This window comes from Paenibacillus sp. VTT E-133291 (genome assembly GCF_002264395.1).
Taxonomy (GTDB): Bacteria; Bacillota; Bacilli; order Paenibacillales; family Paenibacillaceae; genus Paenibacillus_AQ; species Paenibacillus_AQ nitricinens.
Map to the genome: position 1 here is coordinate 1 of NZ_NFVA01000045.1, position 17429 is coordinate 17429.

At 43.7% G+C, this 17429-nt stretch carries 14 protein-coding genes; 2 read left to right on the forward strand and 12 right to left on the reverse strand.

Annotated elements, in window-relative coordinates; genetic code table 11:
- Positions 1–177: 177 nt before the first annotated feature.
- From CA598_RS17950 to CA598_RS17970, 5 genes are all read right to left on the reverse strand, one after another.
- Positions 178–861: a site-2 protease family protein gene (locus CA598_RS17950; protein WP_094874822.1), complete on the reverse strand. Its 684-nt coding sequence runs from the start codon at positions 859–861 to the stop codon at positions 178–180.
- Positions 862–863: 2 nt separating this feature from the next.
- Positions 864–1919 carry a 50S ribosomal protein L11 methyltransferase gene (gene prmA / locus CA598_RS17955; protein ID WP_094877358.1) on the reverse strand — a complete coding sequence of 352 codons (1056 nt, stop codon included), beginning with the start codon at positions 1917–1919 and terminating at the stop codon, positions 864–866.
- 191 nt (positions 1920–2110) lie between these two features.
- Positions 2111–2689 (reverse strand): DNA-3-methyladenine glycosylase I, encoded by a 579-nt coding sequence (locus CA598_RS17960; protein ID WP_094877359.1) that lies wholly within the window; start codon positions 2687–2689, stop codon positions 2111–2113.
- A 141-nt stretch (positions 2690–2830) separates the two neighbouring features.
- On the reverse strand, positions 2831–4513 hold the full coding sequence (locus CA598_RS17965) for a DUF4179 domain-containing protein (protein ID WP_094877360.1): 1683 nt from the start codon (positions 4511–4513) through the stop codon (positions 2831–2833).
- Positions 4473–5033: an RNA polymerase sigma factor gene (locus tag CA598_RS17970; RefSeq protein WP_094877361.1), complete on the reverse strand. Its 561-nt coding sequence runs from the start codon at positions 5031–5033 to the stop codon at positions 4473–4475. Before CA598_RS17970 ends, CA598_RS17965 begins: the two co-directional genes overlap by 41 nt.
- Positions 5034–5336: 303 nt before the next feature.
- Here CA598_RS17970 and CA598_RS17975 point away from each other — a divergent pair, with 303 nt between their 5' ends.
- The gene (locus CA598_RS17975) at positions 5337–5651 is read left to right on the forward strand and encodes a hypothetical protein (RefSeq protein WP_094877362.1); all 315 of its coding nucleotides are present in this window, start codon (positions 5337–5339) and stop codon (positions 5649–5651) included.
- A gap of 203 nt (positions 5652–5854) precedes the next feature.
- On the opposite strand, the gene CA598_RS17980 is transcribed toward CA598_RS17975, so the two are convergent.
- From CA598_RS17980 to CA598_RS17995, 4 genes are all read right to left on the reverse strand, one after another.
- On the reverse strand, positions 5855–6766 hold the full coding sequence (locus CA598_RS17980; protein ID WP_094877363.1) for a methyl-accepting chemotaxis protein: 912 nt from the start codon (positions 6764–6766) through the stop codon (positions 5855–5857).
- 343 nt (positions 6767–7109) lie between these two features.
- Positions 7110–7484, reverse strand: coding sequence for a hypothetical protein (locus tag CA598_RS17985; protein WP_094872723.1), 375 nt, complete (start codon positions 7482–7484; stop codon positions 7110–7112).
- Between the two features lie 92 nt (positions 7485–7576).
- Entirely contained in the window at positions 7577–7756 is a 180-nt protein-coding gene (locus CA598_RS17990; RefSeq protein ID WP_042130382.1) for a YfhD family protein, read from the reverse strand.
- A 39-nt stretch (positions 7757–7795) separates the two neighbouring features.
- Positions 7796–8155, reverse strand: a complete 360-nt coding sequence (locus CA598_RS17995; protein WP_094877364.1) for a hypothetical protein — start codon at positions 8153–8155, stop codon at positions 7796–7798.
- Between the two features lie 284 nt (positions 8156–8439).
- On the opposite strand from CA598_RS17995, the gene CA598_RS33350 reads away from it, so the two are divergent.
- Positions 8440–12969 carry a S8 family serine peptidase gene (locus CA598_RS33350; protein WP_094877365.1) on the forward strand — a complete coding sequence of 1510 codons (4530 nt, stop codon included), beginning with the start codon at positions 8440–8442 and terminating at the stop codon, positions 12967–12969.
- Positions 12970–13459: 490 nt separating this feature from the next.
- Here CA598_RS33350 and dnaJ read toward each other — a convergent pair whose 3' ends face one another.
- The 3 genes from dnaJ to grpE all read right to left on the reverse strand — a co-directional run bounded on the left by dnaJ (position 13460) and on the right by grpE (position 17386).
- Positions 13460–14584, reverse strand: a complete 1125-nt coding sequence (gene dnaJ / locus CA598_RS18005; RefSeq protein WP_094872718.1) for a molecular chaperone DnaJ — start codon at positions 14582–14584, stop codon at positions 13460–13462.
- 257 nt (positions 14585–14841) lie between these two features.
- Complete coding sequence (gene dnaK, locus CA598_RS18010) at positions 14842–16689, reverse strand: molecular chaperone DnaK (RefSeq protein WP_094872716.1); 1848 nt, start codon at positions 16687–16689, stop codon at positions 14842–14844.
- 115 nt (positions 16690–16804) lie between these two features.
- The gene (gene grpE / locus CA598_RS18015; protein ID WP_094872714.1) at positions 16805–17386 is read right to left on the reverse strand and encodes a nucleotide exchange factor GrpE; all 582 of its coding nucleotides are present in this window, start codon (positions 17384–17386) and stop codon (positions 16805–16807) included.
- Positions 17387–17429 lie beyond the last annotated feature (43 nt).

Genomic DNA, 17429 nt, shown 5'->3' on the forward strand with positions numbered 1-17429 from the left:
ATAGTGTGAAACTTATACTTTCTTATATTTGAAGAAACGGCTTAGTCGCCCTTATAAGGACGTCACCCGTTTCTTCAAGAAATATAAGGTTCGGTCAGACGAAAATTAATGATCAAATTTTGATCAAATTACATAATACAATGTTTGACAAAGGTTGAACAGACTTCATTCCTTGCCTTAGCTGCCAAAAATTCTTAGAGACAGCTGTACAAATGTTCTCGACATTTCACTAGCCCAGCCTGCAAGCGGATCAATTGTAAACGTCCGTAGCCCAGGAATAAACAGAATTAATAAAAAGAGGAATACAGCCCATTGTTCAAATTGCTGTAATTTGCCGCGGATCGAACGTGGGGCAATATCTTCCACAATCCGATAGCCATCCAGTGGCGGCAGCGGAATAAGATTGAACAGAAACAGAAAGAAGTTCCATTGAATGAAGGTACCAAAGAATAAGTATACAGCCTCGAGCATGCGATCATTCGAGATATTATCCAGAACTCCAGTTGCCGCAAGTGCACCGTAGATTATAGCACCAATAATTCCTAAGAGCAGGTTACTGATTGGTCCCGCAGCCGACACGATGACTCCCATAAGACGAGGACGACTAAAGTTATCGCGGTTTACCGGAACCGGACGCGCCCAACCGAAGCCAGCAACTAGCAGCAGCAAAATACCAAAGAAATCGAAATGAACAGCAGGGTTAAGCGTCATGCGGCCAAGTAATCTTGCTGTTGGGTCCCCGAACTTATTCGCGAAATAAGCATGACTGAATTCATGTACTGTAAAAGCAATTAAAATTGTAATGAGCAGGAAAGGAAGCTGATCTAAATCTACTCGAATTATACTTTGCAATATATCCATTTTTACCTCTTTCCGGCTGTAAATGCCACCCAATCTTCTTCACGGGATATTTCAATAATCTCAAAGCCAGACGCTTTCAGCGCGTTCGCCACAAGTCCTTCTTTATCTTTATATATACCTGAGGTAATGTAGAGGCCTCCAGACTGAAGCGCGCGGTATACATCATCCGTAAACAATACGATGATTTCCGCCAAAATATTCGCAACTACAATTTGTACAGGTAATGTCACGCCAAGGCTGCCTTCTTGCTCTTGCTTAGCAGGAACGGCTCCTTCTAGTGAGTGACCAGGTCTAGCGGATGGCCACATCTCTCCAGCCGCTGTATCAGCTACACCTTCCCCGCCCAGCAGCGACAGAAGATCGCTCTCTTTTACCGTTATGGACGATTCAAGCTTGTTAAGGGCTACATTCTCCCGTGCACTTTCCACAGCCACCGGATCTAAATCTAAGGCCAATACAGATTTTGCACCTAGCAGCATCGCACCTACAGCCAGAATTCCTGAACCTGTACCGACATCGATAACTTCTTCACCGCCGCTAATATTCTTTTCAAGTGCACGGAGGCACAGAGCTGTTGTAGGGTGAGTCCCAGTACCAAATGCCATGCCAGGGTCGATCTCAATGATGGCTTCATCCGGACTCTCAGGCGTATATTCCTCCCAGGTTGGTTTAATGGTGAGACGCTCCGATACCCGCAGCGGTTTGAAATATTGCTTCCAAGCATGCGCCCATTCGTCTTCATCCACAGTCTTCCAAGAAATCAACGCTTTGCCTGGATCAATCCCGTACTCATGTAATTCGGCTACCCGTGGAGTCAATTCTTCTATAACAGCATCCATATCTGTGGAATCGGCATAATAACCCTTTATGACCGCTTCCCCTTCTGGAATATCATTCAAAGGTTGGTCGTACAATTCACCGTAACGTGTATCCCGTTCTTTATTCAGTGTGCCGGATTCCTCGATAGAAACTCCACCTGCACCAGCTTCATATAAAAAATTCGAAATCATTTCCTGTGCTTCTTCTGTTGTATGTATCGTCACTTCATGCCATAACATCTTTATGTAATCCTCCTAAAAGTTTTGTGAGCATTTGCTTCATTGATTTACTTCGTGCAAAACTGACTTCGAAAGCATAGGCTTAGTTTTGTGAAGCATTTGCTTCATTGATTTACTTCGTGCAAAACTCGCTTCGAAAGCATTCGCTTCATAGTATAACATTTCTTCTTGGTGTAACGCCAAACTACAGCTCAACGATCTGCGACGTCCTCTTTACACCTACAAAAGCAGTTGAGCGAATGATCATCCACCATCCCCGATGCCTGCATAAAAGCATAGCATATTGTAGTACCCACAAACTTCATGCCTTTCTTCTTTAACACCTTACTCATCTCATCAGACCGAGACGTCGAAGCAGGTACATCTGCACGAGTCTTCCAATGATTGATAGTTGGCACACCTCCGATAAAGCTCCAGAGATAATCCGCAAAGCTTCCATATTCCTCGCAAATTTGCAAGTATACACCCGCATTACGAATGATAGAATCAATTTTCAATCGATTTCTAATAATCCCGGCGTCACTCATTAGCTCAGCAATTTTTGCCTCATCGTAATGGACAATCTTTTCCGGATCAAATCCGTCAAAAACCTCTCTGAAACGCGCTCGTTTTTTTAATACCGTGTACCAGCTTAGCCCTGCTTGCATCCCTTCCAGCATAAGTAATTCAAACAGCTTGCGGTCATCGTACAGAGGTTTGCCCCACTCCTCATCATGATAGGCGATATATAGAGGATCATCATTGACCCAAGCACAGCGAGTGACTTCCATCCTGTTTCTCTCCTTTAATTATGCTTATGCATAGCTGAACCTTTACATCATCTATTCACTGTAAACGAAAAAAAGGGAAGAACACAAGGTTCATCCCTAAAAAAGTTACTATTTTCTATAAGCTTACGTATTGCCAACCTCTTAAGGCTGGATCTGCACTCTCGTCTCTTTTTCCGGATCATCAGTGGTGTAGTAGAAGTTATAAATAGAAGCTTCTGTACCTTTAAAATCCTTATAAACATCAATCGCCTTGTTGTTTCCATCGCCAGTGAAATTAACGGTCACGGGCTTACCTAGAATACGTTCTTTCCCCAGTCCGATATGGGTCTGATTAATACCACCAAAGCGAGTATCATCACTTCCAGTTTCTACATAAAGATCGGCTCCCTGCATATAATACGTCCACTTCACAGGGTATCCGCCAAGTTGCTGGATAATTGTCTGTTTCTTTTGAGAGATGTTTGTTAAAAGAAGTGGTATTTTATCATCATTATTTTTGGTAATTTTATAGCTGCCATGCTGGGTCACCTTATATTTAGCAACAAAGGTAATCGGCGTCTCTTTCGTAATTTCAAGATCAACTGGCCGCTCAAAACGAAGCACTGTCAATTCTGGCTCTCCTTCTGGAGATCTCCAGAAATCACCCTCCAGCGACTTGCCTTCTACTTCAAGAGCAGACTTTTTGTAAGGGAAATTGTCGCCTTTCTCTTTACTTCGAATTGTGATTCGAATTTGAGTAGGTGTCAGTACCATTTTCTCCAGCGTGTAGTCAGTTTCGCCCTCTTCTAATGGCAGATTTAATGAGGTATTTATGGTTCCGCTCTCCATCTGCTTTTTACTTAATTGAAGATCGAAAGCCAACGGCCCCTCAACATTTTTCTCTTGCTTCATGTACTGAAGTTTATAAGTGAGCTGACCACTGGAAACATCTTCGGCTTTAAAATATTGCTGTGCGGTATATTCCCCATTTTCTCCTGGTGCACCGAAAGTACCTCCGGGCAGCGAATTTATTAGCGTTCCGTTTTTGTACCCGACAATAGTTGGATTTGTCCATTCTTTTGCTTCTGGCTGATCAAAAATAATCGCTGATGAGAATAACATTTTTTCTTGTCCTTGGGTAAAAGGTTTCACCTCTATGCTGCGCATTCCTTCCTGCCCAATCGGAAAATTCTGTGTCTCCTGCGATCGGATATCCAACGCTAAATCTAACTCCTGTGTGCTAAAGGCTTGCAGATTATCTGCAACTAATTGGACATTCACGTTGTTCTGCTTCGGCGTCCAATCACTTTCAAAATATCCGTTGTAAAGTTGATTTTTTTCATCCCAAAGCACATAACTGAATTCACTAGGATTACTCGCCCCATCTGCGTCCTTCAAGGTCATTCCTTTTACATTCCAAATTTCATTTTCCAAGCGTTTTCCTACATCCATAGTGAATAAGATGACCGTCCGATTCTCATCCACAATAGCTGTATGTAGCTTCAGCGTTACTCCATCCAGCGTCACCGATTGATCCAGTTGTTGTCCGAGATTTTGGGCCAGTGCAGCTTGAACGCCACCTCTCCCATGGAGCATATTATCCCAATTATAATGTACTGCCGCATATACAGGTGCCGCTGCAATAAGCACTGAAAATGAAGCAACCACCGCTATTTTACTCCAGTTTCTCCCTCTATTCTCGCTACCATTGATCATCCGAGCTTGTATGGGAGTCATTGTACTCCCTTCTTGCTCTAAGCGTCCCCACATGCTTTCAAAATCCGGATAAGGCACGCCTTTATCTTCATTTAATCGATGCTCCAGCATATTTTCCAACTTTTTCAAAAGATTCGCCCTCCTTTAGTTCAACTTCAACCCCAGCCTCTTGCAGGATTCTCCTCATTACCGTTAACCCTTTATGCAGCCTTGATTTGGTCGTTCCAAGTGGAATGGACAGCATATCCGAAACTTCAGCCAGAGTGAAATCATGCATATACCTGAGCGTGATCACCATTCTAAGTTTGATAGGAAGCTGACTCATATATTGCGCCCACTCGATTTCCGTCTCACGCTGCTCAATCTGCTGCTCCACAGTTGTTACTACCGTTTTGTTAAAGAAATGCAGATTGTCCGTTATCTTTTGCTGCAAAGAACGCTTCCGTTTCAAATGATTGAGGCAATGGTTAACCGTTATTTTCATAATCCAAGCCTTCAAATGCTCCACGTTCTCACGATTCGTGCGAAATACGGTAATGAACACATCCTGCGTCAAGTCCTCTGCATCCGCCGCGTCATGCAGCATATAGTAGCAGGTTCGATATACATCCTTGTTGTAGGTTTCGAATAACTCCCGGTTAGTCTCCAACTCATGCGCCCTCCTTTCTGTTCTGTGATATCTATATGACAACCAATCTTTGGAAAAGGTTCGTTTTTCCGAGCATAAACTATCGCTACCTTTTTTGACATAAAGGAATTAGATAAGATTATAAACCCTCATCTCAAAAAGTTAGATGTTAGAAGCTAGAAGCTGTCCATAAAAAATAGGAAATACATACAAGCTATTAATTTAATCTTGAATATAAATATTACAGTGACATTTTATAGTCACTTATTGCGAGATTCGCACATCCTTCTTACAACAAAAAACATATTAAATGGAGGAAAGATAATGACTCTTTTAACTACTGGCCCCATAGAAAACAATGTCAATTCAGAAAACAACACCAGACTAACACAACAGGCCACAGTCAAAATTGACAATTGGAGCGGTCAGGATGCATCTACAGTTTTAATTGAAGGCTATTACATGAATGAAGAAAGAGTTCAATATGTCTGTGATCTTCTAAAAGTGATGCCCCATCAAGTGATAACTAGAAACTATTTTGCTGACTTTGATGCCTTCGAGTTTTTTTCACAACCGAAGATTTGCCAACCAACCCCATCCAAATATCATTCTGGGGAAAGGATAGCACGGAGAAACTAGTAGCTCCCCATCGACTGGTATCATCAGAATTATCAGGGTATGTTGGGGCTACTGGCGCTACCGGAGACATCACCAATCATCGATACATGATTCCTGTGTTGATTGTTAACAAAATCGGCTAACTCCAACAAAAAATAGGGTCAGTCTCCCGTAAGTAGGAGATTGACCCTTTTTCTTATATCTCACAAATTACATACAACAGACTAAACAATATTCATAACCTCTCGTGCTTGTGTATCTAAATCCTGGGCTGAAGAGGAAATATTCTTGAAATCATCTAATGCGATTTGAATCTGCTGTTGACTATCTTCTATATTTTCTTGTACCTGGTTTGTTCCTTTGGAGATCTTTTCGATTTCCAGCGTGATCGCATCCACACTATCTTTCACTTGAATGATCGAATCCTGCACCATGGAAGATAGCTTCCTAACTTCTTTTGCCACCACATCAAAACCTCGCCCAAACTCCCCGGCATGTGCCGCTTCAATTGCTGCATTAAGCGCTAAGAGTTGCGTTTGCGAAGCAATATTACGAATCGTTTGTACAATACCCTGAATCGATACCGCTTGTTTCTCCAGATTCGCTAACGTCTGTGTATTTTCGATCGATACTTCGGCAATTTTGTCGACACTCAGTAATAGTTCTTGACTGCGTTCAATCCCTTTCTCAGCTCTTTGATTCAGGTTGTCCGACATCTCTTGCATCCGCTGCACCACAACACTCATGTTATTTTGACGCTCCGTGATATTAGCCGCTATCTTGGATACGCCAATGACCTGTTCATTGTTTTCATCAAAGACTGGCATATATGTAGCTTCCAACCATACCGCATTTCCTTTTGCATCCATCCGTTCGATTTTATCCTGAAAACTTTTCCCTAAAAAAAGATCTTGCCAGAACAACTCATAGCCCGGGCTATTTACAAAATGAGAAAAGCAAAACTCTTTGTGGTGCATCCCATACATCTCTTCTTTGCTATACCCCATCGAACTAGCAAAAACTTCATTCACATAAGCCACTCGTCGATTAAGATCAAACCTGATAATCGCTAAATTTTTTTCTAAAGATCGGACAACAAGCTCATCGGTAACTCCTTGAGAGTGTACCATTCCCATATAATAATTCCTCCTGAATATCAATAAGTTATTCGCGTCATCTTGAAGTATATTTGATCAATTATACGCGCTTATTACGCAGAGAGTAATACATCATTTTTATTAAGCTGAAATTAATTCGTAATTAAAATAGACCAATGACGAGCGGGTATTACTCCTTTCTAATAGTTTGATCCCTGAAATAATCCTAAGTGATGATACTCAGGGAAAACCTCCTTATAATTTCTACCAAATTAAGCCTTTTTCTAGATATTAGAGATTTAGATGTAATAACAAAAACCCCAGCCGTAATTCCAGCCAGGGTTCGAACCAGTGCCTATTCTTTTTATGTACATTTCCTTATTTATTTCTTGGGTCCGTAATCTCCCATTTTGATGCCCCACACCGAATCCTTCTGATGGGCAGCAGCCTCCTTTAAACTTGGAAGTCTTACATCCAGAGGAGAATGCCGTTCCAAATACATCACAAAGGCCTGGCGAAGCCCAATCTCAGCATCCAATTTATTAAGTTCGTTCGGGTGTTTCTCCATCTCCGCTAATTCTACTTCCCAACGGTATAAATCGCTTGCCTCAGATCGTTCCAGCCGAACTTTTTCAGTTAGCTCCCGCAGCTCACGGTAGGCCTGTTTTACTTTTGAAGAGTACAGTTGCTTCTGATTCATAAAAGTTAAGAATGCGATAAGCAGTGCTAAACCTATCCATAAAATAACGTTGTCCATATTCTCCCCCCTGCTTGGGCTATTCTCTTAATTATACACACCAGTACGCAAAAATACCCCACAATGTGAGGTATCTGCCCTAACTTTAGCATCTATTCTTTTTTCATAATTTCATGCAGCTGACGTTTGTCTGCTTCTAGAGCCCGGGCCTGGGCTTCGATATCCTCCAGATCTGCCTCCGCTGCTGAAAACTCTACGTCCTCTGCCTTCGCCTCGTACAGCATTTTCATCTTCTCGGTCTTTGAGAATATTTGCGAGTTCTCTCTATCCATAGTATCGATCGTCTCCCTTCTTATTAAGAAAATTATTATTCAAATCATCCCGCCTGCTTCTTCAATTAAGCGTAATGCCTGATCATAGGACTCCGAATTCAAGATCACCGTAAGTAAAATATCTCTACCCGTCGGTCCTCCATCTCCGCCATGACTCATCCCACTGGCGCTGGTATCAGCAGCAGCTAGTATGCCTGTGTGTGCACGCTCAGCAGTCATGGAGTCCATTCTGGCAACATTGCCTGTCACTGGGTTTACCCCTGAGCTAAAGCTCGTGCCTCCATATCTACTGAAGCGATCAACGGAAATTTCAATGGCCCGAAGTGCACGGAGCTTACGAGCGACACCCTCCGCTTCTTCAGGACTTTTAAAATAAGCCAAAATAGATCTTTCCGACATCTTATCCCCGCTCTCGCTTGAAATTCAGATATCTGTTGCATTCCTTTATATTGTCTTCATTTCACTTCTTTTATGCCCTTTTTTTCTCATACTCCACTTATTTACTGGGAATTCGACATTTTCCTCGATGCTTCCCTGCAATATAGTACTAAAGTTGTATATTCGATTTGAAGTTATAGCTGTAGAATAAATTTAATTTTCATAATTTTTTACATTTTACGCTGAGGAGGAGAACTACTGATACACACTGCAATATAAAAATTCATTTGGGAGGATGAACTTATTTGAAACGTACCTTTAAACACTCTATTCAAAAATTTGGTATTGGGGCGGCGAGCTTCGGACTGGCTGTTTCTGTCCTTTTTCCATCTGCTGCATTTGCGAACTCATCCCTTGAAACATCAACTAACCTAGCTAATAATGTACAGTCTCAAAGTGTGACGCCTCATAACTACGCGGGTGTGCTCAAAGGTTCAGCACCAGTATCCGTGATCGTGGAATTAACTAATAAACCAGTCAGTGTGTATGAAAATGAGGCAAAGACTTCTTCTTTACGATCCTCAGTCTCCTTACAACGCAGTAAAATTATCTCGGAGCATAAAAGCTTTATTTCCTCAGCGCAGAAAATCGATGCCGACATCGGTTTTGAATACAGTGAAATTTTTAACGGATATTCCATTACTCTGCCAGCCAATCAAGTAAACAAGCTGCTAGAGCTTCCGGGCGTTGCGGCTGTTTATCCAAATGATGAAGTACATGCGTTAGCAGACAGTGTTGAGGTAGCAACTTTGCCTGTTACACGTTCCTATTCAGACAGTGGCAATCTTATAGGCGCGGATAAACTACATGCATTAGGTTTCACAGGAGAAGGGGTACAGGTAGCGGTTGTCGATACCGGCATCGATAAAAATCACCCTTTATTAAAGGGTAATTATAAGGGCGGTTACGATGCCTATGATCAGGATAATGATCCGTCAGAAACAGCTCCTGATGCTAACTTCCCTCCAAAAAATGGTAGCCCATATGAAACCTCGCATGGCACTCATGTAGCCGGTACAATATTGGATGTTGCACCTGAGGTGGATTTGTACGCGTATCGCGTACTTGGCCCTTACGGTTCCGGTCCAACAGCGGTTGTAATCGCGGGTATTGAGAAAGCGGTCGCTGATGGAGCCGATATCATTAACCTCTCGCTGGGCTCTGATGTCAACCAAAGCTATTCCGCAAGCTCAATCGCAATAGACAACGCCATAAAATCGGGCGTGAATGTTGTTGTTGCCGCCGGTAACGCTGGACCGGATGTAGGAACATTGGGCGAACCTGCTGGATCTCAACTCGCGCTAAGTGTAGGCGCTTCTACTACCCCAGTGAATACCCCATTCTTTAATATTGGCGATGTTAAAAAAATCCCAGGGACATTAGCCACTTATTCCCCAGATTTAGTTGATAATATCGCTGGTAGTAAGATCGTTTACGCTGGTCTTGGAGCTACTTCCGATTACACAAATTTGGATGTCAAAGATAAGGTAGTCCTTGTCGATCGAGGTGTGCTGAGCTTCGGAGATAAATCTCTAAATGCCAAAGCAGCTGGAGCCAAGCTTGTCCTAATTGCCAATAATGCTGCTGGTGAAATCAGTCCCACCCTCGGTGCGCCCGGGAATTACATTCCTACCTACGGAATTACTCAAGAAGATGGCAAAGAGATAAAAACTCAGATGAAGGCTGCTAAAGATATAATCAGTTACTATATAGCGCTTGAAGTAAATCAGTTAGCTAATTTTAGCTCTATGGGTCCTGGGATGCCGGATTATCTAATCAAACCTGATGTTGTTGCGCCAGGGGTCAATATCAACTCGACGATACCTAGCTGGACTGGGGATTACGAACATGCTTATGGCTTAAAAAGCGGAACCAGTATGGCAACCCCACATGTTGTAGGAGCTGTCGCTTTGCTATTGAGTGAAAACTCTAACCTTAAGCCAAATGAAATTAAAGCACTGCTGATGAACAATGCGGATCCTATCTTCAAGCGTAATGGAGATGCTTACTCTTTGTATCAACAAGGTGCCGGATTAATTAATTTGGAGAAATCAGCAAAAGCTGAATCTATTGCTAAAGTCGGGGAGAGCTTAATTAGTGGTCTTCCAGGTACTGTAGAAATCCCTTATTACACAGGTTCCTTGTCCTTTGGCCTGCTCCCAAAAGGGGCTAGCGTAACGAAATCAGTTTATGTAGAGGACTTTAAAGAGATTGGATCAACCTACACGCTGTCCACCGAATGGCTTACAAAAGCGCCTGGTGACATTAGTATTAATATTGCACCAAAAAGTATTACCTCAGGTGTAGATCATTATGCACAATTTACACTGAAGGTATCTGATACTGCAAAAGAGGGAGCATATGAAGGTATCCTGTTCCTAACCTCTGATACAGAAACTCTTCGCCTTCCCTTTAATGCACTTGTCGGCGATAAATTCAATTTAGAGCCTGTTAATCAGCTTTCTTTTGAAAGTCCACAGATTTCTCCTAATGGCGATGGACGCTCAGACGACACCACCCTTACCTTCTCTGTCAATGAAGAACTGGATGGCATAAGTTTCGTAGCCTCTCCAATAGATGCTCCTGCAACAGTTTTAGGTGAAGTTTATTCTATTGATGAAAAGGTTTATCGTGGCGTATACGAGATTCCAAATTGGAATGGAACTTTAACAGACCTGGAGACTTCCGCCAAGTCTACTTTAGCAGATGGTCACTACTACATCACGCCTGTGCTTCCTAATGGGCAACTGCTCAAGAATCAAAAGATCAAGTTCACAATTGATACGGAGAAGCCAATCGTTTCCGGCATCACACTTGAGGAGTATGAACGTGAGGCGCCAACCGATCCTGGTGCAGCTCAAATCAGCGGTTTTATTGATGATGACCTCATGGCCTATTATATTTCTAATACACAACCTATTGGAAACTGGTTTACCGTGTACGCCGAAGGTAAACATTATGATGGGAATACTTATAAATTTGGCGGTGTGATTGCAAATAACGGTGCTTTTTCCATTGACGTTCCTGTTAACGAGGGACTTAATGAGTACAAAATCTATGTGGTTGATAAAGTAGGTAACGGCGCGGACGACGATGATTATGCTCAGCGACTGCTTTATAGCACAGGAGATGGTATTTTCAATGTAACTCCGTCTCTATCTGCAGCTACCATTGATGAGGGGCAACCGGTAACCATTGATCTTGGGTATTCCGTGACAGATGAGGTTTATGGCTTCTATGGGGCTTCATTCGCTGTCATCTACGATGGTTCTCTCGAAACACCAGCGATCCAGCCAAGCGTACAACTGGCAACGTATCAAGAGGAGAATTTCTATGGTGTTCCACTTACAGAATTCTCAGAAACCTATAAGCTAGGAGACGGCCGCAAACTGACACAGTATAGTGTTAATCTGTCAGGTGGTGCTTATCATGGCTCAGGCTCACTAGGCAAAATAACCTTCAAACCATCTAAAGCGGGAAAATACGACTTGGAGCTGTACGATGTACAGGTCTGGAATGATGCTACAACATCAACGATCCCATCTGGTTTGAGAACGGTAAGCGTAACTGTTAAGACAGCTGAAACGCCGACGCCAACACCTACACCTACACCAACAGAGTCACCAACACCAACTCCGACATCAACATCAACACCATCAACTGATTCGTATGTCCCTACAGCAACCAGTGCTCCCGCTTCTGGAATCGCATTGAAATCTGGGAAGCTAGTAGAGACTGCAGATCCAGTAGGTGGCAAGCCTTCTGCGGTGTTCAACATTTTAGACACTGCACTTGCAAATTCGATCCAGAATGCAAAAGATAAAACTTCTGTACTTGATCTTAGCGATGTAAGCTTCAATAAATATAGCCAAGTTGTTATTTCTCTTACTCCGGCCCAAGCCGAGCAGTTAAAGAAATCGGAGAATGCACTCCGCCTAAACGGTAGTGGGTTCAATGTACTTATTCCAGCGGCGACTCTTCCGGATTTCATCAACAGCAACGGCTTGACCCTTACGATTAGCCTGACAGATGCGGGCAATACAGCAGTTTTAGCAGGTAGCTCAGCAGCAATAAATATCGGTTCTTCTATTCTCACCATCAAAAATGGTTGGACAACCGGAAAGCCGATCATCCTTCAGCTTAATCTAAAAGCCGCCAGTCTACATGATGCTCGAAAGACTGCTGCTTATGTAGAATCAAAAGATCGTAAATGGTCCTACCTGCAACCTGGTTCTATCAATAAAGATGGGATTCTACAGTTTAACGTTACTGGTGATGGTTCTTACAGCGCAGCATCCAGAAATATAAGCTTTAAAGATATTGGCACACACTGGGCTCAAACCGATATCGAGGTCCTTGCTGCCCATAGTATCATTGCTGGCAAAGGAGCCGATGGCAGCTTTAAGCCTGCCGACACCTTAAATCAGGCAGAGCTTCTAACGCTCTTCGACCGTCTACTTGGAAAAGGTGACACTTGGAATACTCGCATCAAGGAAAGCGGATCTCGTGATGTGCTGACCCGCGAGGAAGCAGCTCTTATCATTGCTAAGGCCCTTGGTGCAGATCTTACAGTAGCCAAAACACCTTTAAGCTTTAAGGATGCCGACAGCATCGCTGCGGAAGCACGCAACGCTGTAGCCTATGCTGTAACCAAAGGTTATCTCAAAGGTGTTACTGCAGATAACTTCAATCCACAAGGTACTCTGACTCGTGCACAAGCAGCAACGATTCTGAGCCGTGTGCTCGAGGATCTACGTTCTTCGAACAACCTCTAGTTGCACTTTAAAAGAAAGAATCCCAGCAGGCATTGGCTGCTGGGATTCTTTCGTCTTTAGGTCACATTTCTTCCTTGCCGATCCGATGCCACTATCGGACTGCATAGTCGCTATTCGCCTGAAAAGCACCAATAATAAACACTTTTTTGGGCAATAGCTGCACTGGACGATAAATTCGCTAATAACGCCGTCTGGGTCCGATAACCTGTGCAGATAATTCAAAGTAGATAGTTTGTTAAAAAACCTGGAACACAGCCGGGCTTTACTGAGGTCGGGTTACTGGTGCGGGTGCGGGGTCCTGAAGTTCAGTCGGGTTTGCCGGGTTTGCGGGCTCGTAGATTTTCGCGGCTTCTAGCACCTTCTTAAAGGCGCTACATGAAATTGGTAAGTCGTCTCTACTAACCAAAAAAGCAGAGCAGCGATCCCCAAATAACGAGGGGATCGCTGCTCTGCTTTATTTTTATTTACTCAACTAATTAAATTAGAAATATCAGTCCCCGCGGAACGCACGCTTCACACGATCAAAGAAGGATTGCTCATGCTCATGAGTGTTTTCTCCATTTAGAGCGGCGAACTGTCGCAACAAATCTTTTTGCTCGTCATTCAGCTTGCTAGGAGTCACAACAATGACCCTAACATGCTGGTCGCCTTGGCCAGATCCACGTAGACGTGGAACCCCTTTGCCTTTGAGACGGAAGAAAGTACCGGTCTGTGTTCCTGCAGGAATCTTCAGCTTCACTTTTTCCGTTAAGGTAGGAATCTCAATCTCATCGCCAAGTGCGGCCTGTGCAAACGTAAGTGGAACCTCGCACATAATATCATCGTTCTCACGCACGAAGAAATCATGCGATTTAACACGGATAACAATATACAAGTCTCCAGCAGGACCGCCACGTAAGCCGCCTTCGCCTTCACCAGTCATGCGCAGCTGCGCGCCGTCATCGACACCGGCAGGGATACGCACATGAATCTTACGTTGCTTCTTAACTTTACCCTGTCCGCTACAAGTCGTACATTTTTCTTTAATAATCTTACCAGTACCACTGCAATGCGAACATGGACGACGATTACGCATCTGTCCAAGTGGTGTATTCTGTACGAATTCCTGTTGCCCACTACCATGACAAGTGGAACAAGTCTCTGGTTTAGTACCCGGTTTAGCCCCGGAGCCGTAGCAGGTATCGCAAGTTTCTGTACGTGGGATAGTAATATCGGTTTCTTTACCGAATACCGCTTCCTTGAATTCAATGGTCATGGTGTACTGCAAATCTCCACCGCGCTGTGGTGCGTTAGGATCACGACGTCCGCCGCCGCCAAAGAACATATCAAAGATATCGCCTAGTCCTCCGAAGTCGCCGCCACCGCCGCCTCCGAAGCCGCCCATACCTTGATTAGGATCAATATGGCCATATTGGTCATATCTAGCTCGCTGTTGTCCGTCGCTAAGAACATCGTAAGCTTCTTTTACTTCTTTAAACTTAGCTTCAGCATCATCTGCTTTATTCACGTCTGGGTGATATTGGCGCGCCAATTTCCGGTACGCTTTCTTCACCTCGTCGTCTGAAGCATCTCTACTGAGGCCAAGCACTTCATAATAATCGCGTTTATCTGCCACTGCTTTCACCTCCGTACGTTACATACTCAAATTCCTAATTCTCTGTCAAAGAAACCATTATACGATAAAACCCCAGGCTCTGACCATCCAGTTCCAGCAGATGTTTATTCTTACAATATCAGAAGGCGCATTCGCGAAGAGTGTGCAAACTGATATTACAAAAGGAAAGTCAAAACACGGGATGACCCGGTTTTGACCTTCCCTTCTTAACTATATAAGAATTTATCAGTTACGCCCTATACACTTATCGTTTAAGGTTACCCTTGATTCTTATCTTCGTCAACAACCTCATAATCAGCGTCAACTACATTGTCTTTCTTAGGAGCGCCTTCAGCAGCTCCAGCGCCACCTTCAGCACCTTGCTCTGCTTGAGCAGCTTGTTCGTACAGCTTCATGGACAACTGTTGCACAATCTCAGTCAATGCTTCTGTAGCTGCATTGATTTCTTCAAGATTGTCAGTTTCAAGAGCTGCTTTCACTTTATCTTTAGCTTCATTAGCTTTTTCAACCTCAGAAGCATCTGCTTTATCACCAAGATCTTTGATCACTTTCTCAGTGGAATACACGAGTTGGTCAGCGCTGTTCTTCGCTTCTACCAATTCTTTACGCTTACGGTCTTCCTCAGCGTGAAGCTCGGCATCCTTCATCATTTGTTCTACTTCTGCGTCGCTCAGACCGCTGGAAGAAGTGATAGTGATCTTTTGGCTCTTGTTCGTGCCTTTATCAGTTGCAGACACATTCACGATACCGTTGGCATCAATATCGAAAGAAACTTCGATTTGTGGTACGCCACGTGGTGCTGGTGGAATCTCGTTCAGCATGAAGCGTCCCAATGTTTTGTTGCCATTCGCCATTTGACGCTCACCTTGCAGCACGTGAATCTCTACGCTAGGTTGGTTGTCAGCAAAGGTCGAGAATACTTGAGATTTACTTGTAGGAATCGTAGTGTTACGCTCGATCATCTTCGTAAACACGCCACCTGCAGTTTCAATACCGAGGGAAAGCGGAGTTACGTCGAGCAATACAACGTCTTTTACTTCACCAGTCAATACACCCGCTTGAACAGCAGCACCCAGTGCTACTACTTCATCTGGATTCACACCTTTGTGAGGCTCTTTACCAGTAAGTTTCTTGATAGCATCTTGTACCGCAGGGATACGAGTAGAACCGCCTACCAGAACGATTCTAGTAAGGTCTGCAGGCGTCATGCCAGCATCAGACAAGGCTTGACGAGTAGGTCCCAAAGTACGTTCAACTAGACCAGTAGTCAGCTCATCGAATTTAGCACGAGTAAGGTTGATCTCTAAGTGCTGTGGTACTCCGTCAACAACTGTGATGAACGGAAGAGATACAGTAGTTGTCAGTACGCCTGACAATTCTTTTTTCGCTTTTTCAGCAGCATCTTTCAAACGTTGTACAGCCGATTTATCTTTGCTCAGATCAATGCCTTGCTCTTTCTTAAATTCGGATACAAGGTAATCCATAACCACTTGGTCAAAGTCGTCGCCACCAAGTTTGTTGTCACCGCTTGTAGCTTTTACTTCGAAGAAACCATCGCCCAGTTCAAGGATAGATACGTCGAACGTACCGCCACCAAGGTCATAGACAAGGATCGTTTGATCTTCAGATTTCTCAAGACCGTAAGCCAAAGCTGCAGCAGTTGGCTCGTTCACAATACGTAGAACTTCCAAACCTGCAATTTTGCCTGCATCTTTAGTAGCTTGACGCTGGCTGTCATTGAAATAAGCAGGAACTGTGATAACAGCTTGAGTAACGGTTTGGCCAAGATATGCCTCTGCATCGGATTTCAGCTTTTGCAGAATCATTGCTGAAATTTCTTGTGGAGAGTATTCTTTACCATCGATGCTTTCTTTATGGTTCGTACCAATATGGCGTTTAATCGAGCTGATCGTACGATCAGGGTTAGTAATTGCCTGGCGTTTAGCTGTTTCACCGACGATACGTTCGCCGTCTTTCTTAAAACCTACCACCGAAGGGGTTGTACGCGCGCCCTCTGGGTTTGGAATTACAACGGCTTCGCCGCCTTCCATTACGGCAACGCAAGAGTTCGTGGTTCCTAAGTCAATACCGATAACTTTACTCACAATAATTTGCCTCCTCTAAAGGTATATGGAGCATTCGCTCATTAAAATAATAAAATATTTAAAAATTCGGTTGGTACCGATGGCGGACAGATACTGCCCGTCCTATATATACAGATTACATGCTGACTTTGACCATAGCAGGACGAAGGACTCTATCTTTCAGGAGATATCCCTTTTGGACCTCTTCCGTTACGATACCCTCTTCGTACTCCTCGCTCTCCACCTGCATAATAGCCTGATGGTATTCAGGATTAAAAGGCTGGCCTACTGTTTCCATAGCCGTAAGTCCCTCGGACTTCAATACCCCATCTAGCTGACGGAAAATCATATCAACACCCTTAACGAAAGCTTCGGACTCAGGGCTACTAGGAGTAGTGACTAACGCACGCTCGAAATTGTCCAGTACTGAAAGCAATTCAGTCACGAGCTTGGAGGTGGCATATTGAGCCAACTCTTCTTTCTCCTTCTGAGTACGACGACGGAAGTTATCAAAATCAGCCTGCGCACGCAGCGCACGTCCTTGATATTCGTCAGCGAGATCCTGCAGACGTTTTACCTCCGCACCTGTGCCTGAAGCACCTTCACTAATTTCTTCTGTCGTAAATGAGTTGGTTTCAGAAGCTACATTAGCCTCAAGTTCCTCATTTATCAAATCATCTTTGAATTCATTAGCATCTTGAACTTGTTCCTTTTTCAAGTTGTCTTCACCTCCTTAAAATCATTCACGTAATCAATGTTGA

Bases quoted from the DNA above. Each gene is read 5' to 3' on its own strand.
- CA598_RS17985 (WP_094872723.1), bottom strand. From the start codon at position 7,484: ATGGACAACGTTATTTTATGGATAGGTTTAGCACTGCTTATCGCATTC.
- CA598_RS17990 (WP_042130382.1), bottom strand. From the start codon at position 7,756: ATGGATAGAGAGAACTCGCAAATATTCTCAAAGACCGAGAAGATGAAA.
- prmA (WP_094877358.1), bottom strand. From the start codon at position 1,919: ATGTTATGGCATGAAGTGACGATACATACAACAGAAGAAGCACAGGAA.
- CA598_RS17980 (WP_094877363.1), bottom strand. From the start codon at position 6,766: ATGGGAATGGTACACTCTCAAGGAGTTACCGATGAGCTTGTTGTCCGA.
- CA598_RS17950 (WP_094874822.1), bottom strand. From the start codon at position 861: ATGGATATATTGCAAAGTATAATTCGAGTAGATTTAGATCAGCTTCCT.
- CA598_RS17960 (WP_094877359.1), bottom strand. From the start codon at position 2,689: ATGGAAGTCACTCGCTGTGCTTGGGTCAATGATGATCCTCTATATATC.
- CA598_RS17975 (WP_094877362.1), top strand. From the start codon at position 5,337: ATGACTCTTTTAACTACTGGCCCCATAGAAAACAATGTCAATTCAGAA.
- CA598_RS17995 (WP_094877364.1), bottom strand. From the start codon at position 8,155: ATGTCGGAAAGATCTATTTTGGCTTATTTTAAAAGTCCTGAAGAAGCG.